Source organism: Streptomyces sp. MH60, assembly GCF_002939385.1.
Lineage (GTDB): Bacteria > Actinomycetota > Actinomycetes > Streptomycetales > Streptomycetaceae > Streptomyces.
On the sequence record NZ_MULI01000003.1, the window covers coordinates 51,110 to 75,369 of the forward strand.

At 72.3% G+C, this 24,260-nt stretch carries 28 protein-coding genes and 1 pseudogene; 16 read left to right on the top strand and 13 right to left on the bottom strand.

Going from position 1 to position 24,260, the window contains the following annotated elements; genetic code table 11:
• Positions 1–29: 29 nt before the first annotated feature.
• Complete coding sequence (locus BZZ08_RS03725) at positions 30–467, bottom strand: Hsp20/alpha crystallin family protein (protein ID WP_104630673.1); 438 nt, start codon at positions 465–467, stop codon at positions 30–32.
• A 127-nt stretch (positions 468–594) separates the two neighbouring features.
• Here BZZ08_RS03725 and BZZ08_RS03730 point away from each other — a divergent pair, with 127 nt between their 5' ends.
• A complete protein-coding gene (locus tag BZZ08_RS03730; protein ID WP_104630674.1) occupies positions 595–1,254 on the top strand; it encodes a type III effector protein in 660 nt (219 codons plus the stop codon).
• Positions 1,255–1,468: 214 nt separating this feature from the next.
• On the opposite strand, the gene BZZ08_RS03735 is transcribed toward BZZ08_RS03730, so the two are convergent.
• Positions 1,469–2,374, bottom strand: a complete 906-nt coding sequence (locus BZZ08_RS03735; protein ID WP_104630675.1) for an SDR family NAD(P)-dependent oxidoreductase — start codon at positions 2,372–2,374, stop codon at positions 1,469–1,471.
• 58 nt (positions 2,375–2,432) lie between these two features.
• Here BZZ08_RS03735 and BZZ08_RS03740 point away from each other — a divergent pair, with 58 nt between their 5' ends.
• Complete coding sequence (locus tag BZZ08_RS03740; protein WP_198601269.1) at positions 2,433–3,086, top strand: TetR/AcrR family transcriptional regulator; 654 nt, start codon at positions 2,433–2,435, stop codon at positions 3,084–3,086.
• Positions 3,087–3,268: 182 nt separating this feature from the next.
• On the opposite strand, the gene BZZ08_RS03745 is transcribed toward BZZ08_RS03740, so the two are convergent.
• Positions 3,269–4,030 carry a ZIP family metal transporter gene (locus BZZ08_RS03745; protein WP_104630677.1) on the bottom strand — a complete coding sequence of 254 codons (762 nt, stop codon included), beginning with the start codon at positions 4,028–4,030 and terminating at the stop codon, positions 3,269–3,271.
• 122 nt (positions 4,031–4,152) lie between these two features.
• On the opposite strand from BZZ08_RS03745, the gene BZZ08_RS03750 reads away from it, so the two are divergent.
• Complete coding sequence (locus BZZ08_RS03750) at positions 4,153–5,457, top strand: ATP-grasp domain-containing protein (protein WP_104630678.1); 1,305 nt, start codon at positions 4,153–4,155, stop codon at positions 5,455–5,457.
• A gap of 16 nt (positions 5,458–5,473) precedes the next feature.
• Positions 5,474–7,522, top strand: a complete 2,049-nt coding sequence (locus BZZ08_RS03755) for a CocE/NonD family hydrolase (protein ID WP_104630679.1) — start codon at positions 5,474–5,476, stop codon at positions 7,520–7,522.
• 54 nt (positions 7,523–7,576) lie between these two features.
• Here BZZ08_RS03755 and BZZ08_RS03760 read toward each other — a convergent pair whose 3' ends face one another.
• On the bottom strand, positions 7,577–8,242 hold the full coding sequence (locus tag BZZ08_RS03760) for a helix-turn-helix transcriptional regulator (protein ID WP_104630680.1): 666 nt from the start codon (positions 8,240–8,242) through the stop codon (positions 7,577–7,579).
• A 96-nt stretch (positions 8,243–8,338) separates the two neighbouring features.
• On the opposite strand from BZZ08_RS03760, the gene folE reads away from it, so the two are divergent.
• Genes folE through BZZ08_RS03780 form a run of 4 tightly spaced genes read left to right on the top strand, consistent with a single transcriptional unit; the run spans position 8,339 to position 11,886 of the window.
• Positions 8,339–8,935 carry a GTP cyclohydrolase I FolE gene (gene folE / locus BZZ08_RS03765; RefSeq protein WP_104630681.1) on the top strand — a complete coding sequence of 199 codons (597 nt, stop codon included), beginning with the start codon at positions 8,339–8,341 and terminating at the stop codon, positions 8,933–8,935.
• Between the two features lie 43 nt (positions 8,936–8,978).
• Positions 8,979–10,220 carry an NAD(P)/FAD-dependent oxidoreductase gene (locus BZZ08_RS03770; RefSeq protein ID WP_104630682.1) on the top strand — a complete coding sequence of 414 codons (1,242 nt, stop codon included), beginning with the start codon at positions 8,979–8,981 and terminating at the stop codon, positions 10,218–10,220.
• Between the two features lie 38 nt (positions 10,221–10,258).
• Complete coding sequence (folP, locus tag BZZ08_RS03775) at positions 10,259–11,134, top strand: dihydropteroate synthase (protein WP_104630683.1); 876 nt, start codon at positions 10,259–10,261, stop codon at positions 11,132–11,134.
• On the top strand, positions 11,134–11,886 hold the full coding sequence (locus BZZ08_RS03780) for a pyrimidine reductase family protein (RefSeq protein WP_104630684.1): 753 nt from the start codon (positions 11,134–11,136) through the stop codon (positions 11,884–11,886). Before folP ends, BZZ08_RS03780 begins: the two co-directional genes overlap by 1 nt.
• 90 nt (positions 11,887–11,976) lie before the next feature.
• Here BZZ08_RS03780 and BZZ08_RS03785 read toward each other — a convergent pair whose 3' ends face one another.
• Together BZZ08_RS03785 and BZZ08_RS03790 are read right to left on the bottom strand one after the other, a co-directional pair.
• Positions 11,977–12,666, bottom strand: a complete 690-nt coding sequence (locus tag BZZ08_RS03785; protein ID WP_104630685.1) for a response regulator — start codon at positions 12,664–12,666, stop codon at positions 11,977–11,979.
• Positions 12,667–13,860, bottom strand: a complete 1,194-nt coding sequence (locus BZZ08_RS03790; protein ID WP_446750230.1) for a sensor histidine kinase — start codon at positions 13,858–13,860, stop codon at positions 12,667–12,669.
• 185 nt (positions 13,861–14,045) lie between these two features.
• Here BZZ08_RS03790 and BZZ08_RS03795 point away from each other — a divergent pair, with 185 nt between their 5' ends.
• The 3 genes from BZZ08_RS03795 (at position 14,046) to BZZ08_RS03805 (ending at position 16,951) form a co-directional block, all read left to right on the top strand.
• Positions 14,046–15,503, top strand: a complete 1,458-nt coding sequence (locus BZZ08_RS03795) for an alpha/beta hydrolase (protein ID WP_104630687.1) — start codon at positions 14,046–14,048, stop codon at positions 15,501–15,503.
• A 22-nt stretch (positions 15,504–15,525) separates the two neighbouring features.
• Complete coding sequence (locus tag BZZ08_RS03800; protein ID WP_104630688.1) at positions 15,526–16,179, top strand: hypothetical protein; 654 nt, start codon at positions 15,526–15,528, stop codon at positions 16,177–16,179.
• A gap of 115 nt (positions 16,180–16,294) precedes the next feature.
• On the top strand, positions 16,295–16,951 hold the full coding sequence (locus BZZ08_RS03805) for a DUF4328 domain-containing protein (protein WP_104630829.1): 657 nt from the start codon (positions 16,295–16,297) through the stop codon (positions 16,949–16,951).
• A 58-nt stretch (positions 16,952–17,009) separates the two neighbouring features.
• Here BZZ08_RS03805 and BZZ08_RS03810 read toward each other — a convergent pair whose 3' ends face one another.
• Positions 17,010–17,600, bottom strand: coding sequence for a TetR/AcrR family transcriptional regulator (locus BZZ08_RS03810; protein ID WP_104630689.1), 591 nt, complete (start codon positions 17,598–17,600; stop codon positions 17,010–17,012).
• Between the two features lie 50 nt (positions 17,601–17,650).
• On the opposite strand from BZZ08_RS03810, the gene BZZ08_RS03815 reads away from it, so the two are divergent.
• Complete coding sequence (locus tag BZZ08_RS03815; RefSeq protein WP_104630690.1) at positions 17,651–18,193, top strand: GNAT family N-acetyltransferase; 543 nt, start codon at positions 17,651–17,653, stop codon at positions 18,191–18,193.
• Positions 18,194–18,281: 88 nt separating this feature from the next.
• On the opposite strand, the gene BZZ08_RS03820 is transcribed toward BZZ08_RS03815, so the two are convergent.
• From BZZ08_RS03820 to BZZ08_RS40050, 5 genes and pseudogenes are all read right to left on the bottom strand, one after another.
• Positions 18,282–18,674 carry a VOC family protein gene (locus BZZ08_RS03820; protein WP_104630691.1) on the bottom strand — a complete coding sequence of 131 codons (393 nt, stop codon included), beginning with the start codon at positions 18,672–18,674 and terminating at the stop codon, positions 18,282–18,284.
• Entirely contained in the window at positions 18,659–18,973 is a 315-nt protein-coding gene (locus tag BZZ08_RS03825) for an ArsR/SmtB family transcription factor (RefSeq protein ID WP_104630692.1), read from the bottom strand. The genes BZZ08_RS03820 and BZZ08_RS03825 overlap by 16 nt, the downstream gene beginning before the upstream one ends.
• A 57-nt stretch (positions 18,974–19,030) precedes the next feature.
• The gene (locus BZZ08_RS03830) at positions 19,031–19,528 is read right to left on the bottom strand and encodes an SRPBCC family protein (protein WP_241965363.1); all 498 of its coding nucleotides are present in this window, start codon (positions 19,526–19,528) and stop codon (positions 19,031–19,033) included.
• On the bottom strand, positions 19,525–20,556 hold the full coding sequence (locus tag BZZ08_RS03835) for an alpha/beta fold hydrolase (protein ID WP_104630693.1): 1,032 nt from the start codon (positions 20,554–20,556) through the stop codon (positions 19,525–19,527). The genes BZZ08_RS03830 and BZZ08_RS03835 overlap by 4 nt, the downstream gene beginning before the upstream one ends.
• Before the next feature lie 139 nt (positions 20,557–20,695).
• A pseudogene (locus BZZ08_RS40050) lies at positions 20,696–20,809 on the bottom strand (FAD-dependent monooxygenase); the annotation flags it as partial.
• Positions 20,810–21,013: 204 nt separating this feature from the next.
• On the opposite strand from BZZ08_RS40050, the gene BZZ08_RS03845 reads away from it, so the two are divergent.
• A complete protein-coding gene (locus BZZ08_RS03845; protein WP_104630695.1) occupies positions 21,014–21,421 on the top strand; it encodes a DUF4190 domain-containing protein in 408 nt (135 codons plus the stop codon).
• Positions 21,422–21,469: 48 nt separating this feature from the next.
• Here the strand turns inward: BZZ08_RS03845 and BZZ08_RS03850 are convergent, their stop codons facing one another.
• On the bottom strand, positions 21,470–21,991 hold the full coding sequence (locus BZZ08_RS03850) for a GNAT family N-acetyltransferase (RefSeq protein WP_104630696.1): 522 nt from the start codon (positions 21,989–21,991) through the stop codon (positions 21,470–21,472).
• 88 nt (positions 21,992–22,079) lie between these two features.
• Here BZZ08_RS03850 and BZZ08_RS03855 point away from each other — a divergent pair, with 88 nt between their 5' ends.
• The 3 genes from BZZ08_RS03855 (at position 22,080) to BZZ08_RS39355 (ending at position 23,945) form a co-directional block, all read left to right on the top strand.
• Positions 22,080–22,685 carry a TetR family transcriptional regulator gene (locus BZZ08_RS03855; protein ID WP_104630697.1) on the top strand — a complete coding sequence of 202 codons (606 nt, stop codon included), beginning with the start codon at positions 22,080–22,082 and terminating at the stop codon, positions 22,683–22,685.
• 10 nt (positions 22,686–22,695) lie between these two features.
• Entirely contained in the window at positions 22,696–23,136 is a 441-nt protein-coding gene (locus BZZ08_RS03860; protein ID WP_104630831.1) for an OsmC family protein, read from the top strand.
• Positions 23,137–23,207: 71 nt separating this feature from the next.
• Positions 23,208–23,945 carry a hypothetical protein gene (locus tag BZZ08_RS39355; protein WP_241965364.1) on the top strand — a complete coding sequence of 246 codons (738 nt, stop codon included), beginning with the start codon at positions 23,208–23,210 and terminating at the stop codon, positions 23,943–23,945.
• Positions 23,946–24,260 lie beyond the last annotated feature (315 nt).

Sequence of the window (24,260 nt, forward strand, 5' to 3'; positions counted from 1 at the left end):
CCCCGCCCGCCCGGAGCGCGGCTTCCGCCTCAGCCGCGGATCTCCTTGTGGTCCGGGCCGGCGCCGATCGAGATCTTGCGCGGCTTGGCCCGCTCGGCGATCGGGACGCGCAGGGTGAGCACGCCCGCGTCGTAGTCAGCACTGATGTGCTCGGTGTCGAGGGTGTCCGCGAGCACCACCTGGCGGGAGAAGACGCCGAAGGGGCGCTCCGAGAGCTCCATCTGGACGTCGTCGCCCCTGGCGGCGGGACGGCGTTCGGCCCGGACGGTCAGCATGTTGCGCTCGACGTCGATGTCGATCGCGTCCCGGTCGACACCGGGGAGGTCGAGCGCGATCACGTACACGTCCCCCTCGCGGTAGGCGTCCATGGGCATCGCGGACGGACGCGACCAGGTGCCGGACGTGCTGGGGAACAACTGCTGGGTGAGCCGGTCGAGCTCACGGAAGGGGTCGGTGCGCATCAGCATCGTGAAACACCTCCAGTTCGAGCGGATCCGCTCATGCGCTGCTTCTTGCTTTTCTTGTAGCATGTCATCGGAACGATGACAAGTGAAGGTGTCGTCAGAAGGGTGACACCCGTGTCGGGAGGTGACCATGGCCGCAGACCCCCAGGAATTCGCACCCCAGCCCGTGTCCTTCCTCGCCGCCCAGGCAGCGCTGGCGGCGATCGAGGAAGCGGTCCACAGCGCCCAGGCACCGCGGTACGGAAGGCAGCCCGGTGACGAGGTCAGCTCCGACCAGGCGCTCGCCGCACTGCTGCTCCTGCGCCGGATGCGCGACCAGCTCGCCGGGTGGGAGACGGGCCTGATCGAAACCGCGCGTGAGGCGGGCGCGAGCTGGGCCGACCTCGCCCGTCCCCTCGGCGTCGCCAGCCGGCAGGCCGCCGAACGCCGCTACCTGCGCCTGCGTCCCGGCGCCCCCGGCAGTACCGGCGAACAGCGTGTCCAGGCCACCCGCGACCGCCGCGCCGCCGACCGCGCCGTCACCACCTGGGCCCGGGGCAACGCCGCGGACCTGCGTCAGCTCGCCGGCCAGATCACCGCACTCGCGGGCCTCCCGGCCGGGGCCCGTGCCCCGCTGGTCCGGGCACTGGGCCACGACGACGCCGCCGGGCTGATCGAGCCGCTGTCCGGTGCCCGTGAGCACCTCTGCGCGCACCATCCGGAACTGGCCGACCGCATCGACACCCTCACCCGCCGCACCGACCAGCTCCGTCGCGCGGGGAGCGACGAGGACCAGGCGCCCGGGGAATGAGGTCCACTGCCCTCCGGCCGTCTACCGGACGTTCGTCGGTGTGGAGCACGCCGGGGACCGGCTGCCACAGCGAGGCCGCGTCCGCGAGCGGGCGGCGGGCAGGACGGAGCTGACGGCGCGGGTCGTGGCGGAGCGGCTGGACGCCTGTGTCACCGTCCGGACCGTTCGAGGGCCAGGACCGACGGAGGTCTGCCAGGTGTCGAAATCCGCCCGGTCAGCGGCGCGGTGCGCCTCCTGCCGCGTCGGCGGGCATCCGGGCGGGGTAGGGCTCGGCGAAGTCCGCCGAGCGGCTGACGCCTTCCCACGCGGTGGCTTCCGCCAGCTGGCGACGGGAGTACTCCGTTGCCATCTCGACGGCGTTGACGCCGAGCAGGAGGTGCGAGGGCGGGTTGTCGCGTCGGACCGCCTCGACGATGATGCCGGCGGCGCGCCGCGGGTCGCCGGCGGCCCCGGCGTCGCTCTGTCGCATGCGCCGGTTCATGAGGCCGACGGTGTCCTCGTACTCCGCGGGCACCGGCCGCACCGTCATGGACGATCCGGCCCAGTCGGTGGCGAATCCGCTCGGCTCCACCACCATGACACGTACGCCGAACGGTGCCGCCTCCACGGCGAGTACGCGGCTGAACCCGTCCACCGCGAACTTGGCCGCCTGGTAGGAGGCGACGCCGGGTGATCCGCCCACGCGTCCACCGACCGAGGAGACCTGGACGATCGTGCCGCCGCCCTGGGCACGCAGGACCGGCAGGGCGGCCCGGGTGACGTGGTAGACGCCCCAGAAGTTGGTCTCGAACTGTGCGCGGAAGTCGGCGTCGTCCGTCGTCTCGATCGGTGACACGTTCGCGTACCCGGCGTTGTTGACCAGGACGTCGACGCGCCCGAAGCGGCGGATCGCCGCGTCGACGGCCCCTCGGGCGCCGGCGGCGTCCGTGACGTCGAGTGCGACCGGGTGGACGCGGTCGTCGCCGTACCGCTGTACGAGGTCGTCGAGCTGTTCCGGCCGGCGGGCGGTGGCGACGACCAGGTCGCCCGCGTCGAGAGCGGCGGTGACCAGGGCGCGGCCGAGGCCGCGTGAGGAGCCGGTGACGAACCAGACCCGCTGACTGTGCTTGCGTTCTTCCATACCGATAGTGAAACACCGTTGCGTTATTAATGCAACGCGGTTGCCCTATGCTGAGGTGATGACCGGGTCCGGATTCCAGCGCGCCCGCAGCGCGCAGGCCAAGCAGCAGCGTGAACAGGCGATCCTCGAAGCGGCCCGCGCGCTCGGCGCCGAGCGGGGCATTCGCGAGATCACGCTGACCGACATCGCCGCCGCCGTGGGCATGCACAAGTCAGCGCTGCTGCGCTACTTCGAGACGCGCGAGCAGATCTTCCTCAAGATCACTGCCGAGGGGTGGAGGGAGTGGTCCGCTCAGCTGTGTGACCGGCTGCGCGCACTGCCGGACGCCGCACCGGAGGCCGTCGGCCAGGTCTTCGCGGCCACCCTGGCGGCTCGGCCCCTGTTCTGCGACCTGCTGGCCCAGGCGCCCCTCAACCTGGAACGGAACGTGTCCATCGAGTCGGTGCGCGCCTTCAAGATCGTGACCCTCGACGAGGTCGACCGCATCGTCGCCGAGCTGCGCCGACTGCTCGGCATCGAGGAGAGCCAGGCGGTGGACGTCATCGCGACGGCCACCAGCCTGGCGGGCGCCCTGTGGCAGATGGCGACGCCCGGTCCGCACATCCAGACCCTCTACCGCAGCGACCCCCGGCTCGCGCACGCGGTCGTCGAGGTCGAGCCACGCCTGGACCGCGTCCTCGGCGCCCTGCTCCGGGGACTGGCCGACCGATGACGGGAAGGCGGTCGACCCAGGCGGCGACGCGGTGCCCAAGTCGCAGGGGCAGGTGAAGACCGGCAGGGCGGAGTGCGCACCGCTCGCGTACGCCATGGCCGGACCGGCACCCGTCGGCACGGTCAACTCCGCGACCAGGAACCCGCGTCGGACACCGCCTCCGAGCCTCCCGAGGACGTGCTTCAGGCGTGGGAGAGCGCGAAGGAGACGAGGAAGCCGCTGACCGTGACAAGCCCGATGGCCAGGTGGGCGTCTTCGAAGGCCTCCGGGATCATGGTGTCCGCGATCATCGCGAGGATCGCCCCGGCCGCCACCGCGGTCACGGCGGCGATGACGGCGGGGGAGAAGGCGCCGACGACGGTGTAGCCGAGGACCGCGGACACGGTACTGGCGGCGGCGATCGCGCCCCACACACCGAAGACGTACGCCGTGCCGCGGCCCGCGCGCTTCATACCCGCGGAACTCGACAGACCCTCCGGGACGTTGCTGATGAACACGGCCGCCACCGTGACCATGCTGACCGCGCCGCCGTCGAGCAGGCTCACCCCGATCACGGCCGATTCCGGCACCCCGTCCAGAAGCGCCCCGAACGCGAGAGCCAGGCCCGAACCGCCCTGCTGCGCCTCGGAGGGCTGCGCGTGCGCGGCGTGGTGGCCGGACCTCTTCCGGTGCCGGGCACCGCGGCGGGCCAGCCAGACGTTGCCGAGGGTGTAGGCGGTCGCGCCGATGATCGTGCCGATCGCCGCGGGTGCCAGTCCGGCCTGTTCGTAGGCCTCACCGACGAGTTCGTAGGAGACCGCGGAGAGGAGCACACCGGCGCCGAAGGCCATCACGGTGGCGATCACCTTCTGCGGCACCCGCACCCCGAACCCGATCACCGCGCCCAGCAGCAGCGCCGCTCCCGCCAGCAATCCCCACAGTCCCGCCTGCACCGCATCGTTCATACCTGGGCCGGTACCCCCGCGGGACCACGTCGACTCCGACGACCCGCGAACGTACCGGGTGGCGAGGGCCGGAGGTTGTCCGGCGCGTGGCGGGGTACCCAGCCGATCTTGAGAGGAGAGACGTGTCTGAAGAGAATGTGAAGAATGTCTTCGTCGTCGGTCTCGACGAGGCGAACCTGCCGACGCTCCAGGCCGTACCGGGCGCCCGATCGCTGCGCTTCCACGGCCTGTTGACGGTGGAGGAACTCCAGGACGGAGAGGTGTCGGTGCCCGACATCCTGGAGAAGGCCCAGCGGGAGCTGGACGCCTTCGAGGGCAGCATCGACGCCATCGTGGGCTACTGGGACTTCCCGGTCAGCACCCTGGTGCCGATCCTCGGCGAGCGTTACGGCACCCGCACCACCAGCCTGGAGTCGGTGGTCAAGTGCGAGCACAAGTACTGGAGCCGGCTCGAACAGCGGGAGGTCACCGACTGCCATCCGCGTTTCGACCGCGTGGACCTGCGGGCCGACCCGCCACGCCCGCCGGACGGCGTGCGCTTCCCGATGTGGCTCAAGCCCGCACTGTCCTATTCCTCCGAACTCGCCTTCGGCGTCGGCGACGAGGAGGAGTTCCGCAAGGCCGTCACCGAGATCCGGGACGGCATCTCCCGCGTCGGCCGCCCCTTCGAGCGCATCCTCGACCGCGTCGATCTGCCGCCCGAGATGGACGGCGTCGGCGGCCGGGTGTGCCTCGCCGAGGAGGAGTGCTCCGGCATCCAGGTCGCCGTGGAGGGCTATGTGCACCAGGGCGAGGTGACCGTCTACGGCACCCTGGACTCCATCGACTATCCGGACTCGGCGTGCTTCCTGCGCCACCAGTACCCCTCCACCCTCCCCCCGCAGGTGATCGGACGGCTGCACGACGTCACCGAGCGCGTGATGCGCCGCATCGGCTTCGAGTCGGCGACCTTCAGCGTGGAGTACTTCTACGACCCGAGCAGCCAGCGGATCAACCTGCTCGAGATCAACCCCCGCCACTCCCAGTCGCACGCCGAGCTGTTCCAGTACGTCGACGGGGTGCCCAACCACCACCCCATGCTGGCGCTCGCCCTCGGCTCCGACCCGACCATGCCGCACCGGCAGGGTCCCTACGCGATGGCCGCGAAGTGGTACTACCGCTGGTTCACGGACGGCGAGGTGCGCAACGTGCCCTCGCCCGAGACGATCGCGCGGATCGAGCGGGAGACACCGGGGGTGCGGATCCACGTCCTGCCCGAGGCGGGCCGACGCCTGTCCGACCTCTCGCAGCAGGACAGTTACAGCTACGAGGTCGCGCACATCTTCACCGGCGGGAACGACGAGGACGAGATGCGCGAGAAGTACGACCACTGCGTGGCGGCCCTCGGGCTCACCATCGACGAGCCCGACGCGGGAGCGCGACGATAAGGAGTACGCAAAACCCATGCGTTACGTGACCCAACTGCCCCACGAGACGAAGGAAGAAGAGCACGTCGTCATCCCGATGTCCGACGGCGTCCGCCTGTCGGCGCGGGTGTGGCGGCCCCTGTCGTCCGACCACGAACCCGTGCCCGCGGTCCTGGAGTACATCCCCTACCGCAAACGGGACCTCACCGCCGTCCGCGACTCGGTCCACCACCCCTACATCGCGGGGCACGGCTACGCCTGCGTCCGCGTCGACCTGCGCGGAACCGGTGAGTCCGAGGGGGTCCTCCGGGACGAGTACCTGGAGCAGGAGCAGCGCGACGCCGAGGAGGTGCTGGCCTGGCTCGCCGACCAGCCCTGGTGCGACGGCAGCACCGGGATGATGGGCATCTCCTGGGGCGCTTTCGCCGCCCTCCAGGTGGCGGCCAGGCAGCCGCCGAGCCTCAAGGCCATCGTCATCGCCTCGTTCACGGACGACCGGCACGCCGACGACATGCACTACATGGGCGGCGCGATGCTGTCCGACAACCTGGCCGAGGCGGGCACGATGTTCGCCTACGCCACCTGCCCGCCCGACCCGGCCGTGGTCGGTGACCGCTGGCGCGAGATGTGGCACGAACGCCTGGAGCACACCCGGCCCTGGGTGCTGGAGTGGCTCCGGCACCAGCGCCGCGACGACTACTGGCGGCACGCCTCGGTCGCCGAGGACTACCAGGCCGTACGGTGCCCCGTCCTCGCCTCCAGCGGGTGGGCGGACGGTTACTCGAACGCCGTCACCCGGCTGCTCGCCCACCTCGACGTGCCCCGCAAGGGGCTGATCGGCCCCTGGTCGCACAAGTTCCCCCACCTCGGGGAGCCCGGCCCCGCCATCGGCTACCTCCAGGAGGTGGTGCGCTGGTGGGACCACTGGCTCAAGGGCGTCGACAACGGCGTCATGGACGGCCCCATGCTGCGCACCTGGATGCAGGACAGTGTGCCGCCGTCCACGTCGTACGAGGAACGGCCGGGGCGCTGGGTGGCGGAGCCGTCCTGGCCCTCTCCGAACGTCCACCCGGTCACCCACCCGCTCAGCCGGCACCGCATCGAGGACCCGGTGGAGCAGTCGTCCGACCCTGGTGAGGGGGCCGCGACGGGCGACGTACTGACCGTGCGGTCGCCGTTGTCCGTCGGCCAGTTCGCCGGCAAGTGGGCCTCCTACAACGCGCCGCCCGACCTGCCCTACGACCAGCGTGAGGAGGACGGCGGTTCCCTCGTCTTCGAGACCGATCCGCTCACCGAACCGCTGGAGATCCTCGGCTCACCGACCGTGGAACTCGACCTGTCGGTCGCCGAACCGGTCGCCATGGTGGCCGCGCGCCTGTCCGACGTGCGCCCCGACGGAGCCGCGACCCGGGTGACCTACGGGCTGCTCAACCTCACCCGCTGCGAGAGCACCGAGCAACCCGAGCCGCTGGAACCCGGCCGCCGCTACCGGGCCACGGTCCACCTCAACGGAGTGGCGCAGTCCTTCCCGCCCGGCCACCGGATCCGGCTGTCCCTGTCCACGTCGTACTGGCCGCTCGCCTGGCCGCCGCCGAGGCCCGCCGAGCTGAGCGTCCACGAGCGTTCCAGCACCGTCACCCTCCCCGTCCGGCCCGCGCACCGCCCCGACGACACGCCTGCCGACCCGTTCGGCGTCCCGGAGGGGACTCCGCCGCTGACGACGACCACGCTGACGCCTCCGGAGGAACGCTGGGAGGTGAGGCGCGACCTGATCGGCTACGACGCCGAACTGGACATCGTCAAGGACCGGGGCCTGATCCGCTGCGACGACATCGGCGTGGACGTCGGTTGCCGGGCTCACGAGCGGTACGCGGCGACGGCGGACGACTTCACCTCGGCGCGTGGCGAGTCGACGTGGACCATGCGCTTCGGGCGGGACGACTGGGACGTCAGCGTCGTGACCCACACCCGGCTCAGGTGCGACGAGCGGAGTTTCTTCGTGGACGCCACCCTCGACGGCTACGAGGCGGGGCGCCGCGTGTTCTCCCGTACCTGGAACGAAACCGTGCCGCGGGACCTGCTCTGACCGCAGCGCACTGGACGGCGAAGAGATCCGGGACCGTGGGGTGAACGGGACCGATTACGCGGGGCCGGGCGGGTCGACGACCACGCAGCAGCGGCCGGGGCGGGGTGCCAGCACCGCCCGTCCGGGCGGCTGTCCGCCCGCTTCGAGCAGTCCTCGTACCAGGTGCAGGTTCAGCCAGCACACCAGTTCCGTGTGCTCCCGGGCGAGCCGGTGGAAGGGGCAGTTGCGCAGGTCGACGCCCCCCTCGGCGGTCGTCGCGGGCTCGTAGCCGCAGCCGCGCAGCGCCGCCGTCAGGTCCGCGCCGCCGGCCGACCGGCCCGCCGCGTGCGCGGCGGCGGCCACCGCCTCCCGCACCGCCCCGGAGCCGTCGGCGGCGACGGCCTCGGCCAGCACCCCGGCCAGCAGGCCGTAGTCGCGGGGCGGCACGCTGACGGACAGCTCTTCGTCGGTACGCGCGTAGCGCTTGGCCGGGCGGCCCGCACCCGGGCCGCCGCGCCCCGCTGCGCGGGCGTAGCTGGTGTCGAGCAGGCCCGCGTCGGCCAGTTTGTCCAGGTGGTAGGCGGCCAGCGTGCGGCTGATCCCGGCCGCCTTCGCGGCGTCCTCCCGGCCGACGGGCTCGTCGCGGGTCCGCACGTACTCGTACAGCCGACGCCGCACCGGGTCGTCCAGGCTGCTCAGCTCGCTGATGGCGTCCCTGCCACGGTCCTCGTTCGTACCCACGCCGTCAATGTAACACCAATGAGATTTGACAAATTACGAGCGACATGGCCAGCCTGTAAAAACAACATGCCTTGTTGATACAGGGAGGACGCGGGGATGACTGCCACCGTCGCACTGCAGGTGATCGAGGACGTCCCCGGACCCGACCTGGAGGCCGCCGAGCGGGCCGCGCGGGAGTTCCTGCGAGCGCTCGGGGTCGTGGTGGACGGCGAGGGGGTGGGGGACACCCCGGGACGGATGGCCCGCGGCTATGCCGAGCTGCTCAGCCCGCGCCCCTTCCGGATGACCACGTTCCCCAACGACGAGGGGTACGACGAACTGGTCCTGGCCCGCGACATCCCCGTGCGCTCGGTCTGCCAGCACCACATGCTGCCCTTCGTGGGGGTGGCGCACGTCGGCTACCTGCCCGGCGCGCGGATCCTCGGACTGTCGAAGCTGGCCCGGGTGGTGGAGCACTTCGCCTGCCGCCCCCAGGTGCAGGAACGGCTCACCAAGCAGACTGCGGACTGGCTCGCCGAACAGCTCCGGCCCCGGGGAGTCGGGGTGGTCGTCGAAGCCGAACACACCTGCATGACCCTGCGCGGAGTGCAGGCCACCGGATCGAGGACGGTCACCTCCACCATGCTCGGAACCCTGCGCGACGACGCGGCGTCCCGGCAGGAGTTCCTCGCCCTCACCGGTGTCCAGCGGTAGCAGGGCAACCCCACGTCACACCACAGCGACTCGGAGGGCCGTCATGACCGCACCGCAGCGCCCGCCCCGGCGGATCGTGATCGTCGGCGCCGGCCTGGCCGGAGCCTCGGCCGCCGCCGCCCTGCGTGAACAGGGGTTCGACGGCGACGTCACCCTGTTCGGACAGGAGGGCCACGACCCCTACGAACTCCCCCCGTTGTCCAAAGGCGTCCTGCTGGGCGAGCGGGACGCGTCGGACCTGGTCCGGGAAGCGGGCTACTACGACGACCACGACATCGCCCTGTGCCGCGACACCACCGTCACCGCCGTGCGACCCGCCGACCACCTGATCGTCGACGCCGACGGCGCGGAACACGGATACGACCGGCTGCTGCTGGCCACCGGGTCCCGCCCGCGCACCCTGCCCGGGTTCGACGGACCCGGCGTGTACACGCTGCGCACCCTCGACGACTCCCTGGCCCTGCGGGAGAAGCTGACCGACGGAGCCCGCGTGGTGATCGTCGGGGCCGGCTGGGTCGGCTGCGAGGTCGCCTCCGCGGCCCGCGCCCACGGCGCCCACGTGACCATGCTCGACCCCGCCCCCCTGCCGCTGCGCCACGTCCTCGGCGACCGCGTCGGGGCGGTGTTCCGCGATCTGCACGCCGACCACGGCGTCACCCTGCGCCTGGGCGTCAAGGCGACCGGCACCCGCGACGGCGGCAGGACGGTGCACCTGGACGACGGCGGCGAACTGCCCGCCGACGTGGTCGTCGTCGGAGTCGGTGCCCTGCCCCGCACCGAACTCGCCCAAGCCGCGGGCCTCGATCTCGCGGCGGGCGGCGTCGCCGTCGACGCCGCACTGCGCACCTCCGCCCCCGACGTCTACGCGGCCGGTGACATCGCCGCCCACGACCACCCGCGGTACGAGGGACGGGTACGCGTCGAGCACTGGGCCAACGCCAAGGAGCAGGGCGCCCACGTGGCCGGCAACCTCCTCGGCGGCCACGACGCCTACGACGCGGACCCGTACTTCTTCTCCGACCAGTACGACCTCGGCTGCGAGTACCGCGGCCTGGCCGACCCCGCCCGCGACGAACTGGTCCTGCGGGGCGAGCCCGCCTCCCGCGAGTTCCTCGCCTTCTGGCTGCGCGACGGACGCGTCACCGCCGCCCTCAACGTCAACTCCTGGGACCACGGCGACGCGCTCACGGCCCTGGTCGCCACCCGCGCCCGGGTCTCCGCCCAGCGGCTCACCGAGGCGGACCCGCACACCCTCACCACCGGCGACGCGGCACCACGGCGGTGAGGACCCCCGGCCGACCAGCGACAGGAGCCACACGCCCCATGCACACCGCAGCAATCGAGCTCGAATTCCGCGGCCGCCGCATCACCGGCGACCGACCGCTGGTGATGGCGATCGTCAACCGCACACCGGACTCCTTCTACGACCGAGGCGCCACCTTCGCCGCCGAGGCGGCCCAGGCCGCCGTCGCCCGGGCCGTCGCCGAGGGGGCCGACATGATCGACCTCGGGGGAGTGGCGGCCGGCCCGGGTGAGGAAGTCACGGCCGCCGAGGAGGCCGCCCGCATCGTCCCGCTGGTGGAATGGGCCCGCGAGCGCTACCCCGATCTCCTGATCAGCGTGGACACCTGGCGCCACGAGGTCGGCGACGCCGTCTGCCGGGCCGGCGCGGACCTCCTCAACGACGCCTGGGCCGCCGCCGACCCCGAACTGATCGAGGTGGCCGCCGCCCACGGCGCCGGCTACGTGTGCACCCACACCGGCGGCCGCACACCCCGCGCCGAACCCTTCCGCCCCGGCTACCCCGACGTGGTGGCCGCCGTCCGTGACTTCGTCGTCCAGCTCGCCGAACGGGCCGAAGCCGCCGGCGTACCGCGCGGCGGCATCCTCATCGACGCCACCGGGTACGGCAAGAACACCACCGACCATCTTCTGCTGCTCCGCAACCTCCGCGAGTTCACCCAGACCGGCTGGCCGGTCCTGATGGCCCTGTCCAACAAGGCGTTCGTGGGCGAGATGCTGGACGTGGAACTGGAGGACCGGCTGACCGGCACCCTGGCGGCCACCGCCATCGCCGCTCGGGACGGCGCCGCCGTCTTCCGCGCCCACCAGGTCCGGCCCACCAGGCACGTCGTGGAGATGGCCGCAGGCATCAACGGCAGCCGTCCCCCCGCCCGCACCGCCACCTGGATCGCCTGATGCACCTGATCTGGCCCGCCGAACAGGCCCGCCCCATCGACGACGACGAACTGGAACGCCTCTACACCTACCCGGACCGTGAGCGCTGGCTCGCCGTCAACTTCGTCGCCAGTGCCGACGGAGCCGTGGAGATCGGCGGCCTGGCCAGGCCCCTGTCCACCCCGTCCGACCGCAAGGTGCTGCGGCTCGGCAGCGACCTCGCCGACGTCCTGCTGATCGGCGCCACCACCGCCATGGTCGAGGGCTTCCGCGGGGTCCACCCCGACCAGCACACCCTCGACCGCCGACGCCGCCACGGCCTGGCCGACGTCCCGCCCACCGCCGTCGTGACCACCGGCCGGACCCTGCCCCCCGACGCACCCGTCATCACCCGGGCCCGCGTCCCCACCCTCGTCCTCACCTGCGCGTCCGTACCCGTGCCCACCCGCCTGGCCTGGCAGGAGGCCGGAGCGGAGGTCGTCGTCGCGGGCGAGGACACGGTCGACCTCGCCGCAGCGGTCTCGGCCCTCACCCGGCGGGGACTGCGGCGCATCGACTGCGAAGGCGGACCCCACCTGTTCGGGGCACTCACCGGCGCCGGTCTGGTCGACGAACTCCGTCTGACCGTCTCCCCCCTGCTGGCGGCAGGCCCCGCCGGCCGGATCGCGACCAGTCCGCTCGTCCGGCCCACCGACCTGCACCTGGCCACCGCACTCGCCGAGGAGGGCACCCTGCTCCTGCGCTACCTCACGCGCCCCGACGGACCGCGCTGAGGTGGGGAGCCGGCGAGGCCGACGGGCACAGGACGGGCAGGCACCCTCCGCCGCGCCGGGTCCGACAGGGCCGCGTCGGCGGCCGCCGGGTCACGCCTCCGGAGGGTCCTCCGCGTCGCGGACCAGGAGCGCGATCTGCACCCGGTTCTCGACCCCCAGCTTGGCGAACAGGCTGCCGGTGTGGGCCTTGACCGTCGCGACGGTGATGCGCAGCCGCTCGGCGATCTGCGGATTGCCCAGTCCGTCCGCGATGGCCCGGGCGGTCTCCCGCTCCCGTTCCGTCAATACGGACAGCCGCTCGCGCGCGTCCTCGCGAAAACGGCCACGGACGTGCGAGGAGTCCGGGCCCGTGGCCGCGGCGATCACTCGCACCGTGGCCGCCGGGGACAGGACCGGGTGACCCTCCGCCACGGTGCGCACCGCGTCGAGGATCCCCGCGGGCGGGGTGTCCTTGAGGACGAAGCCGAGCGCTCCGGCGCGCAGCGCCCCGAGCACCAGGTCGTCGGAGTCGAAGGTGGTCAGCATCAGCACCCGCGGCGGCGCCGGCCGGGTGAGCAGCTCCCGGGTCGTCTCCAGACCGTCCCGGCCCGGCATCCGTACGTCCATCAGCACCACGTCGGGCCGCTGCTCGGCCACCACGGCGAGAGCGGCGTTCCCGTCGGCCGCCTCGGCCACGACGGTCAGGTCCGGTTCACCGTCGACGACGAGCCGCAGGGCCATGCGCACCAGTTGCTCGTCGTCGACGATGACGACCCGTACGGGATCACGTCGCGTGTCCATTCATGCGCCCCTTTCGCGGCGGTGGGCGGGGCCGTCCGGCCAGGGAAGCCGGGCGGTGAGAAGGTACCCGCCGTCGGATGTGGGACGGTGGCCGAGTTCGCCGCCGGCGACGGTGATCCGCTCGCCGAGGCCCAGCAGGCCGAAGCCGGAGGCCGGCGGCCGTGCGGGGCGCAGCGGGGCCGGGCCGTTGCGGACGCCGATGTCGAGGGTGCCGCCCGCGGCGCCGCCGAGGGTGACCCGCACGACCGCGCCGGGGGCGTGCTTGGCGGCGTTGGTCAGCGCTTCCTGGACGATCCGGTAGCAGGTCCGTCCGACGCCGTCGGGCGGGGTCCCGGCCACGGCGTCGGTGAGCCTGACGTCGAGACCCGAGGCGCGGGTGTCGGCCACCAGGTCGGGAATGCGGTCGAGGGAGGGCTGCGGGGGTTCCGGGCTGCCGGGGTCGGCCCGGAGCACGCCGAGGACCTCCCGCAGCTCTTCCAGTGCCTGGTGGGAGCCCTCGGCGATACCGCGGACCAGGACCCGGCTCTCGTCGGCGGAGAGATCACCGCGGTGGTCGAGCACCCCGGCCTGCATGGCGACCAGGGAGATGCGGTGCGCGAGGACGTCGTGCATCTCGCGGGCGATCCGGTTGCGTTCGAGGGCCCGTGCCTGCGCCGCCCGCGCGTGCTGCTCCCGTTCCGCGCTCTCCGCCCGTTCCCGCAGGGACCGCACCTCGACCCGCCGTGCCCCGACCGCCATGCCGGCGGCCACCGCGATCCCCGCGGTCAGCGCCGACACCACGACCTGGACCCACCACAACCCCTCGGCCGCCTCCTGCACCGGATAGACCCCGCCGGCGAGCTGTGACGCGGCCACGTAGGCCACGACGACGACCCCGATCTCCACCGGGCGACGACGGGTGGCGACCGAGCACAGGGCCAACAGCGCGGCCCCGGTGGCGAGCGCCGACACGGCCGAGGCGATCGCGACCGTCACCGCGACCGTGCGGGGCCATCGCCGCCGCCACCGGAGCACCGTCAGGCAGCCCAGGGCCACCAGCGGATCACCGACGAGGATCCAGGACCCCGGCTCGCCGGATCCGTTCCGCGCCAGCGCGACGGTCGCGAGCCAGACCGGCACGCTCAGGACCGCGGCCACCAGCAGCCGCCATGCGTGCCGCCACTCCCCGAGCCGCGGCACAACGTCGTTGTTCACCAGGCCATTGTCGCCACACCGTGCGACCGGCGGATCAGACCGAGGACCGATGCGCCTTCGACCCAGGTCTAACCGGTGCCTCTCCCGCGGTCGGAGGCGGAGCCGGTCCGCCGGGCCGATGTGCCGACCGCGTCCGGTGAACAGACTCGTTCACGTCCAGGTCGCCCCCCACAGGAGGACACCTCATGCGCAGAAGTCTGTCCCTCGCTCTCGCCGCCGCCGCGTTGGCGGTGACCGCGTTGCCGTCGTCGTCGGCGGCCGCGACGACACCGCCGGGCGCCCTGCGGTGGGGCCCGTGCCCCGAGGGTGCCGCCGCTCCCCGCCTGGAGTGCGCGACGCTCCGGGTGCCGCTGGACTACCGCCACCCGGACGGCCGCCGGATCGAGGTCGCCGTCTCCCGGCTGGCGAGCGAGAAGCCGTCACAGCGGCGTGGCGTCCTGCTGACCAACCCGGGCGGCCCGGGCGGCTCCGGCCTTCTGTACCCGGCCGTGCTCGCCGCCTCCGGGCTGCCCCAGAAGGTGCTCGACTCCTACGACATCATCGGCTTCGACCCGCGCGGGGTCGGCCACAGTACGCCGGTGACCTGCGACCTGACGCAGGAGCAGCAGTGGCGCGGCAACTTCCCGCCGTACGCGCACACCGCGGCCGACGTCACACGGGCGGCCGGGCCCGCGCGGAAGATCGCCGAACAGTGCGACAGCTCGCGGACGGCGTGGATGCTGCCGCACACGACCACCGCCAACACGGCACGCGACATGGACCGCATCCGGACGGCGCTGGGCGAGCCGAGGCTGTCGTACCTCGGGGCCTCCTACGGAAGTTACCTCGGCGCGGTCTACACCACGCTGTACCCGCGGCGCGGCGACCGGATCGTGCTCGACAGCAACATGGGGCCCGGCGGCTACGACATCACGGCCATGCGGCTGTTCGCCCGCGGGCTGGAGGACCGCTTCCCCGACTTCGCCGCGTTCGCCGTCGCGCACCCGGAATACGGCCTGGGCTCCACGACGCAGCAGATCAGGGCCAAGTTCTTCGAGCTGGCGGACCGACTGGACGCCAAGCCGCAACAGGACGTCGACGGGACCGCGTTCCGCGCGCACACCTTCGAACTGCTCTACACGGACGGCTCCATGCCGCGGCTCGCCGAGTTCTGGCAGGCGGCCGACACGGGCGCGCAACTGCCGCTCCCCGAGCCGCCCGCGGACCTGGAGAACCTCATGGCCTCGCGTTTCGCCGTGGTCTGCGGCGACTCGCGCTGGCCGAGGACGATACGGGCGTACCGGCGCAACGTCGTCGTCGACCGGCTCAGGTACCCGATGCTGGGCGGCTCCACGGCGAGCATCAACCCCTGCGCGTTCTGGCCGCGGAAGCGGACGGAACCGCCGGTACGCATCACCGACCGGGGCCCGTCCACCGTACTGATGCTGCAGAACGAGCGCGACCCGGGCACCCCGCTCGCCGGCGCCCGGGAACTGCGGCGGGCCTTCGGCGGGCGGGCCACGCTGGTGACCGCCGACCAGGGCGGTCACGGTGTGTATCCGTACGGCCGCAACGCCTGCGCCAACGATGCGGCGACGACGTTCCTGACCACCGGAGAACGACCTGCGCGGGACCTCGCCTGCGCGGCGCGACCGGTCAAGTGAGCGAGTGACGAAGGAGCCGGAGATGTTCGAGGAGATGCGCAACCGTCGTGCCGCCCGGCGGATCACCCCCGGGGACGGCCGGCCGCTCCGGCGGTTCCGCTGGTGGCAGCTGCCCTACCGCTCCCTGTTCTATCTCCGGCTGCCGGACGGTGGCGGCGGGCAGGCGGTCTACGCCGTGGACGTCAGACGCGGTCAGGACCAGACCTCCGCGCAGGCCAAGGCCGACCTGTACCTCGACGGCAGGCACCACGCCCGGTCGAGGCTTCCCGCCGCCTTCCCGGTCCCGGGCGGCACCGTCGAGGTGCGGCTGAGCAAATTCGGGTTGCGGCGCTGCCACTACGTCACCACCAAGGGCACCGAGCAGCTGCTGGTCCCGGACCGCGACTCCGCCGAGGGGCGCCGCGCCCACCTCGACCGTGCGCACCCCGCGCTGAGCCGCGGGATCGGCGCCCTCTCGCTGACCGCGCTCGTCGTCTCGCTGGCCGGCCTGGCCGCGCAGATCGCCGAACACATCACGGCGGTACCCGCGGTGGCCGAGCGGGTCGGGGCCCTCACCTCGCCCGTACACCTTTCGGTCACCGGCAACGCCGTGCTGACCCTGATCACCTTGTCGGCCGGCACGGAACGGGCTCTGCGGCTGCGCTACAACCGGCTGCTCGACGGCACGGCGGGCTGACCACTCGGGTGAACAGGTCCCTGTTCCCGGCTTTCGGCGCCACCGGCGGACATGGGAAAGGGCAGGTGGAACCGCGTCGGCTGCCATGAGGCAGGATGGGCGGGTGAACGGTGACATGGACCCGCCAGCCCTGAGCCCGGTCAGGGGAGTCTCCCGCTGCGTCGTCGTGGCGCTCGCCGTGGCGGGAGCGGCTTGGACCGCCAGAGGCATCTGGCAGATCCGACTGGCCGTGGCCGGCCGGCCGGTCTCGGGTCCGCCGGACCAGGGAGACGGCCGGCATCGCCCGCTGACCACCTTGGAGAACGCCTACCATCTCGTCAGTACCTGTGGTGACCTTGCCACGGTGCTGTGCGCCATAGCCTTTCTGGCCTGGTTGCTGCGCGTCCGCGACAACGCGCGTGCGCTCTCCGGGCGGCGGTTGCGCTATGGCCTGCCCTGGGTCTGTCTCGGCTGGGTCGTCCCCATAGCGAACTTCTGGGTGCCCCGCGGCATCGTGGCGGAGGTCCACCGTGCCGGTGACCCGGAGGCCCGCCTGCCGCGGAGCGTGAACCTGTGGTGGGGTCTGTGGCTGATCGGCGCCCTGAGCGGGGTGGGTCTGATGTACGCCGACTCGACCGACGCCGTCATCGCCCGCGCCTACTCCGATGTCACCCCGTTGCTGGTGGCGGACGCTGCCGTGGTCGGCGCCGCCCTCGCCTGCGCCCTCATGGTCCGCGCCCTCACGGGGGCCCAGCAGCGCCGGATCGAGGCACTGAGGCCCGTGAGCGAGTGAGGCGTCGTCGCGGGACGCCGTGTCCGGCACGGTGCCGGACACGGGACTCGCGCGGCTGCTACGTGTCGGCGGCCAAGGCGGCCAGGTAGCCGTCCAGGAGCTCGACCTGCCGCTCCGGCGGGAACGTCGACGGGTCGAAGAGTGCTTGGACCACCAGTCCGAGCACGAAGGACTGCGCGCCCTCCGCGAGCTGTGCGGGGTCGCTCGGGGGCAGTTCACCGAGTTCCTGCGCGGCGGCCACCCGCACGCGCAGCCTCTCGCGGCCCTGGGCGTACTTGCGGGCGTAGTCGGTGGCCAGGGCCGGGTCGGAGAGCGCGGCGTCCCAGGACGAGACCCAGACGCGGTTGCCGTCGGTGGTCTCGGGGGTCAGCGGCAGGATGTCCAGCAGAGCGTCCCTGAGGGCGGCCAGGCCCTCGCCCGCACGGCGGCGGGGGCGGGAGAGGGTGCGCTGTTCGAGCAGGTCGAGGGCGTACTCGACCAGGGCGCGCTTGGTGGGGAAGTAGTGCGTGAGCAGGCCCGTGGTCGCACCGAGTTCGGCGGCGACGGCGCGCAGGGTCAGGCCGGCGAAACCGCGGGTGGCCATGACCTGCCAGACCGCCGCGGAGACGTCCCGCCGCCGGGCCTCGTGATCTCCCTTGGTGCGTGGCATGCCGCCACGCTACATTGACATAACACGTGTTGTGCAAACGGGGAGGTCTCATGTTCTCGGTGTCGCTCGGTGGCGCTGCCCGCCTCGGTCCGCTGGAGGTGTGGCACGCCGAGGAGTTCGCCGGTCATCTGGACCGGGCGCGGGAACACATCCGTCCCTGGGTCGGACCCGCGTTCGTCACCGACGACGTGGAGGGAGCGCGGGCCACCCTTGAGCGGTATGCCGCACGCCAGGCCGGCGACGGTGCCCGCATGTACGGCATCTGGCGGGAGGAAGCGCTGGTCGGCGGTGTGATGTTCACCGCCTTCGACGCCGCCTTCGGCACCTGCGAGATCGGCTGCTGGCTGGAGCCGTCGGCCGAGGGCCACGGTCTGGTCACGCGGGCCTGCGGCCTGTTGCTGGACTGGGCCTTCACGGTCCGGGGACTGCACCGGGCCGAATGGCACTGCCGGGCGGACAACGACCGCAGTGCCGCGGTGGCCGAGAGGCTCGGCATGACCCTGGAAGGCGTACGACGCGAGGCGTGGCCGTACGCGGGTGTGCGTCACGACAAGCAGGTCTGGGCGGTTCTGGCCCCCGACTGGCGAACCTGAGTGCCCCTGCCTGCAGGGCTCGGCACGGGCCCCGTCCGGCATGCCGCCGCGCGGGCGGTCGAGGTGGGCGCGCGACGGCGGCGGGCCGTCACCGCGGCTCGGTGGAGATCTGGATCAGGTTGCCGCAGGTGTCGTCGAAGACGGCGGTGGTGACCGGGCCCATCTCCAGGGGTTCCTGGGTGAAGCGGACGCCGAGGGCGCTCATGCGCGCGTACTCGGCGTGCACGTCGGCGACGGCGAACTGGGCGAGGGGGATCCCGTCCTCGACGAGAGCGTCGCGGTAGGGCTTGACGGCCGGGTGGCCCGCGGGCTCCAGCAGGAGTTCGGTGCCGCCGGGCTCGTCGGGGGAGACGACGGTCAGCCACCGGTCCTGTTCGCCGACCGGTACGTCGTGCTTCTTCACGAAGCCGAGCACCTCGGTGTAGAACTCCAGCGCCTTGGCCTGGTCGTCGACGAAGAGGCTGGTCAGGTGGATCCGCATGGGGTGTTCTCCTTAGGTTCGGACGTGCCGGGGACCGGCCATCGCTCGGTGATGTGCCGCAGTGGCGCGGTGTTCAGGTCGTGGTACTTGTAGCGGCCCTCGCGCCGGGACTCCACGAGCCCGGCGGCCTCGAGCACGGCGAGGTGCTGGGAGACCCCCTGGCGGGAGATGGCCAGCCGGTGCTTCATGCTCAGCCGCGAGCAGATCTCGAACAGGGTCTGTCCGGACTTCTGCACGAGTTCGTCGAGGATGATGCGGCGCGTGCGGTCGCCCAGGGCTTTGAAGAGTTCGTCGGCCACCACGTCATGATAGGCAAGCGTGCACTTGCCTATCAAGTCGGGCGGTGCCCGTCCGCTTCAGACGGAGTGCTCCTCGGCGTAGCGGGCCAGCCCCTCCGCCATGCCCCGCATGAACTTCTGGAGGTAGCGAGGCATGAACCAGCCGAGCAGCCGGCTCGTCTCGTACTCGCCGTACCAGTGAATGGCCGTGCCCGAGCCGCCGGCTGCCGGGGTCAGCTCGATGCGCGCGCGATAGTTGCGCATCGAGGAGTTGAACGCGTCCTCGTAGGCCAGCACGCGTCCCTCGACCTTCTCGGTCAGCCTTTCGCCGGTCACGGTGCGTCCCGTCCGGAAGGCCCGGACAGCCCCGACGGCGTCGTCGCCGCCCGGGTCGAGGCCGGCCGACCGTGCCGTGTCCAGGCTGTCCACCTTGGACCACAGCGGCCAACTCGAGGCGTCGACCAGCAGCTTCCACACGGTCTCCGGCGAGGCGCCGGTCGTCACGGTGACGTCGTACGTGTGCATCGTGCGGTACTCCTGTGCGTCGGTGGAGGCGAGTGCGGGGACGTGGGTCACGCGTCGAGGAAGCGCAAGAGCTCCGCGGTGACGAACCGGGGGTTCTCCTCCACGAGCCAGTGCCCCGCCTTCGGAACGTCCACGGCCCGCACGATGTTGCCCAGACGTGGGGCGACCGTGCGTCGTATCGCGTCGAGCTGACCCTGGGCGGTCATGAGCAGGGTCGGGGCACGTACCGGTTCCGCCGCCACGGTGTCGCGGACGTCCTCGTCGAGGGCGCGGTAGAGCTCGAAGCCGCCCGTCAGGGCCTCGGGGCGGCTGTAGGTCCGTGCGTACTCGTCGACCTCGGCGCCGGTGAACGGGGACCGTTCACGGGTGCCGCCGAACGCCGTGCCGCCGTAGGAGACCTGGGGGTAGAACAGGGACAGGTACGCGCGGACATCGTCGCCCACGACCGCCTCGGGGACCTTCCGCTGGGAGTGGAAGGCGATGTGCCAGCTGAGCGAGCGGTAGGTGGGCGCGTCGACCGCGGGCCCGGGCAGCGGCAGGTCGAAGTAGCCGAGCCGTGCCGTGTCGTCGGGGAACCGGCTGGCGTACTGGAACGCGACCGCCGCGCCGAAGTCGTGCCCGATGACGCGGGCGTCGTCCACCCCGAGCCGGTCGGCGATCAGCTCGTGCACGTAGCGGGCCAGCGTGGCCTTGTCGTAGCCGGTCGGTGAACCGGTGCTGTCGCCCAGCCCGGGGAGGTCGACGGCGTAGACGGTGTGGTGTTCGGCGAGTTCCGGCATGATCGGCCACCAGCCGTACCAGGTCTGCGGCCAGCCGTGGATCAGCACGACCGGTGTGCCCCGGCCGCCGGTCACGTAGTGCATGCGGACGCCGTCGACCTCGGCGAACTCGTGACGGAAGGTGCCCTCGAAGCGGGGATCGTCCTGCGTGGCGGCGGCGTGGGCGGGAGCGTCCTGACGTGGTGTCGGTGTGGAACAGGCCGCGGTGGCCAGCGCGAGCAGGAGGGCGAGGACGACGGTTGCCCGTGCGCGCGTGGCTCGCAGGGCGCGGCACGGCAGCGGCCGTTGTGCAGTGATCATGTGCGTCTCATCCTGAGGAGAGCGGAACGGTGGCGAGGTGCCTCGCCGGCAGTCTTGCCGGGCACGTCGCGCCTGGCACGAAACCTTGCGGTTACGGCAAGTCGGACCCGCTTGTCCACCGGCCCTTCTCGCTGAACAGGTCGATCAGGTAGGTCTCGACGACCGAGTCGCCGATGTACTCGGAAGTGGCGTCGGACAGCAGCGGCCGGACGCGTGACCAGGCGCCGTCCGCGCCGACCCGCGGGCCCGTGACGGCGGAGGCGCCGACACCGCACCGACATCGCAGGTCAGCGGTACGCTCCGCACCTTCCGCGTCGGGCGGCGGGATGCGGCGGCAGAGGTGTCCGGGCCGGGCCCGCCGACTCCCGTATGCGGCGGCAGGCATCCGTCACGCTCGGCGGGGCAGTCGCAGTTCACGACAACTCCCCGCGACGCACACAGAGATGAGCGTGATGACGTGTCCTTCCCCGAACACCCCGCAACGCCCGCCGGTTCGACGCAGCCCGGGGCCGGAGCCGGGCGCGGCAACGGAATGGCGATCGCCGCGCTCGTGCTCGGCATCCTGGCCGTGGTCCTCTTCTGGACCGTCATCGGCGGTGTGGTGCTCGGCATCCTCGCGCTGGTCTTCGGCATCATCGGCGCGCGCAGAGCCCGGGGCGGCAGAGCGCCGCGCCGCACGATGTCCATCTTCGGGGCGGTGCTGGGCGTGCTCGGGGTCATCGGTTCCGTGGTGATCATCGCGATCGGCGCGTCGATCCTGAACTCGGACGAGTTCAAGGACTTCGACGACTGTGTGCGGCACGCCGACACTCAGAGCGAACGGGACGCCTGCGCGGACGACTTCAACGAGGACGTCGACAACTGACCCGTGGCGTGCCTGCGCCGGTCGCGCCGCCGAGCCGGCGGAAGAAGCTCAGCGCGGCGGCCCGGGGCGCAGGTCGAGGGTCCAGTTCTGGCCGACGAGGTCCTGGCCGTAGCTGTGGTGGTGCGCCTCGTCGGCGAGGGTGAAGCCGAAGCTCTGGTAGATCCTGCGCGCCGCCACGAGTACGTCGTTGGTCCACAGTGTCACCTGCTGGTAGCCCGCCTCGCGGGCGAAAGCGAGGCACTCTCCGACCAGACGCGTTCCGAGGCCGAGGCCCCTGCCCCGCGGGGTGACGAGCAGGATCCGCAGCTTGGCCACCTCCGGCCGGTCGCCCGCGACGAGGAAGACGCAGCCCACGCGCCGGCCGTCGGCCTCGGCGATCCAGCCCGCCTCGCGGGCCGGGTCGTGCCGCGCGGCGTAGTCGGCGACGATCCTGGCGACCAGCGCCTCGAAATCGGTGTTCCAGCCGAACTGCTGGTCATAGGTCTCGCCGTGGGCCATCACCACCCACCCCAGGTCGCCGGGCCGGTCGGCGCGGCGTACGGCGACGTTCTCCTGATCTCGTTGCGGCATGTGGCGCTCTCCCGGCCTTCGCGGTTCATTCCGTCGCATCACTGCATCACCGCATCACTGAAACAGTCGTTTCAGTTAGGCTAGCCGCATGTCCCAGGAAGCGCCAACCCCCTCGGCCCGGCGGAACGAACTGCTGGAGGCCGCCTACCGGTACGCCCTCACCCACGGACTGGCCGGCCTGTCCCTGCGCCCCCTGGCCGGGGCCATCGGCTCCAGCCCGCGGGTCCTGCTCTTCCTCTTCGAAAGCAAGGACGGGCTGCTGCGCGCGCTGCTGGCACGGGCGCGCGCCGACCAACTGGCGCTCCTGGAACGGGCCGGGGGGCCCGATCGCCCCGCGGGACTGGCGCCGGCCGTCGAACGGGTCTGGACATGGCTCGCCGCGAAGGAGCACCGGCCCTTGCTGCGGCTGTGGGCCGAGGCCTACGCGCGCTCCCTCAACCAGCCCGACGGAGCCTGGGCCGGGTTCGCCCGTGCGACGGTGGACGACTGGCTCGGCGTCCTGGCCGGCTTCCAGACACCGTCCGAACGTGCCGGCGAGGACGGGCTCGCTCGCCGCACCCTGGCCCTGGCCGTCCTGCGGGGCGCGCTGCTCGACCTTCTCGCCACGGACGACGAGGAGCGGCTCACCGCGGCCGTCGTGCAGCAGAGCCGGGTGGCGCTGTATGGGCGCGACCAGCCGGAGCGATGTGACTAATGTGAACGGCATGAGCGAACACTCGGAGCGTTCCGTCGTCGTCGAACGCACCAGCAGCGGCCAGTTCGTGGCGACCAACGCCAGCGGCGCATCGATCCGTTTCGGCACGTCTCCGGACGGCGAGCAGGACGCCGGGTTCACCCCGGTCGAGTTGTTCCTGGCCGCGATCGGCGGCTGCTCGGCCGTGGACGTCGATATCGCGACCGGCCGGCACGCGCAGCCCACCCGGTTCTCCGTGACGGTCACGGGGGACAAGGTCAGCGACGACCTGGGCAACCGCATGACGAACCTCGAGGTCGCGTTCACGGTGGCCTTCCCGGACGACGAGGGGGCGGAGCGCGCCCGCGCGATCCTGCCCCGCGCGGTCAAGGCGTCCCATGACCGTCTGTGCACCGTGAGCAGGACCGTCGAGATCGGCACCCCGGTGAGCACGACGGTCACCGACGCCTGACGCCTCACGTCCGCGCCATACTGGTGTAAAGGGGGTGAAATCCCTAAGGGCGAGTTCGTGGAGGCGCAGCGATGGAGCAGCACGCCGAGAACGAGGACGACCACACGACGGATGCCACGGAGGAGCGCGGCCCCGATGTCTTCCTGGACGTCCCCCAGCTCAAGGTCGACGAGCTCGACCTCGACGTGGAGAACCTGCGGGCCCGGGTGTCCCTCCAGGCCGAGGTGCTTGACCTGCTCAAGCTGAACGTGGGCGCCGACGTCGCGCTCGGCCAGGTCCACCTCGGCATCTCAGGCGTCGAGGCACAGGCCCAGCTCAAGGTCCGCTTGGACAACGTCGCGCTGATCATCAACCGGGTCCTCACCACGCTCGACCGCAATCCGCAGATCCTGGAGGACCTGGCCCGCGGCATCGGGAACGCCGCGCAGGACGTCGCAGAGGGGGCCGGGTCCGCGGTCGAGGACGTCGGCGGCAGCGCCGGCGAGGCACTCGGAGAGGTGGCACAGGGCGTCGGCGAGGTCGGCGTGGGCGCGGGCGACGCCGCGCTGGAGACCGGACGGGCCGCGGGGCGAAGCGTTCGCCGCACCGCGCAGGAGGCCGGGGCCGGGGAGGCAGCCGGGAAGACCGCTCGCCGGGCCGGTGGAACGGCTGGTTCCGTCACTCGCACGGACCATGGCACGCACCGCACCGCCTCCCCGGGCGCCTCGGGCGGGGACTCCGCCCGTCGGCGCCGCACACGCGACGACGAGTCCGGGGCCACGCGGCCCATCGGGCGCCGGGGTGTCAGGAAGCGCGAGGAGCCGCCCTGAACGGACCCGCCGGCGTCGCCGTCCGCTGAGACACCCACCGGGCACCTCGCGGGCCCCGCCCCCGCCGTCTCCTTCGACGCGGTCGTCAGCGGCGGCCGTCTGCGCTTCGAGGAGGCACCACGGACCCGGGTCTCCTTCCCCGGCACCGGCGCGCGCGAGTCGGTGTCCCGCACTGAGCGGACCAACCTCCCCCAGCGGGTGGAGCCCGGGCACGACTACCGCGACGTGACCGTGCGGTACCACCTCGCCAGCCGTCCCACCGGGCCGGGCGACGACAGCCCGGCGGCCCGAGACGGACCGTGAGCACACGGCCGA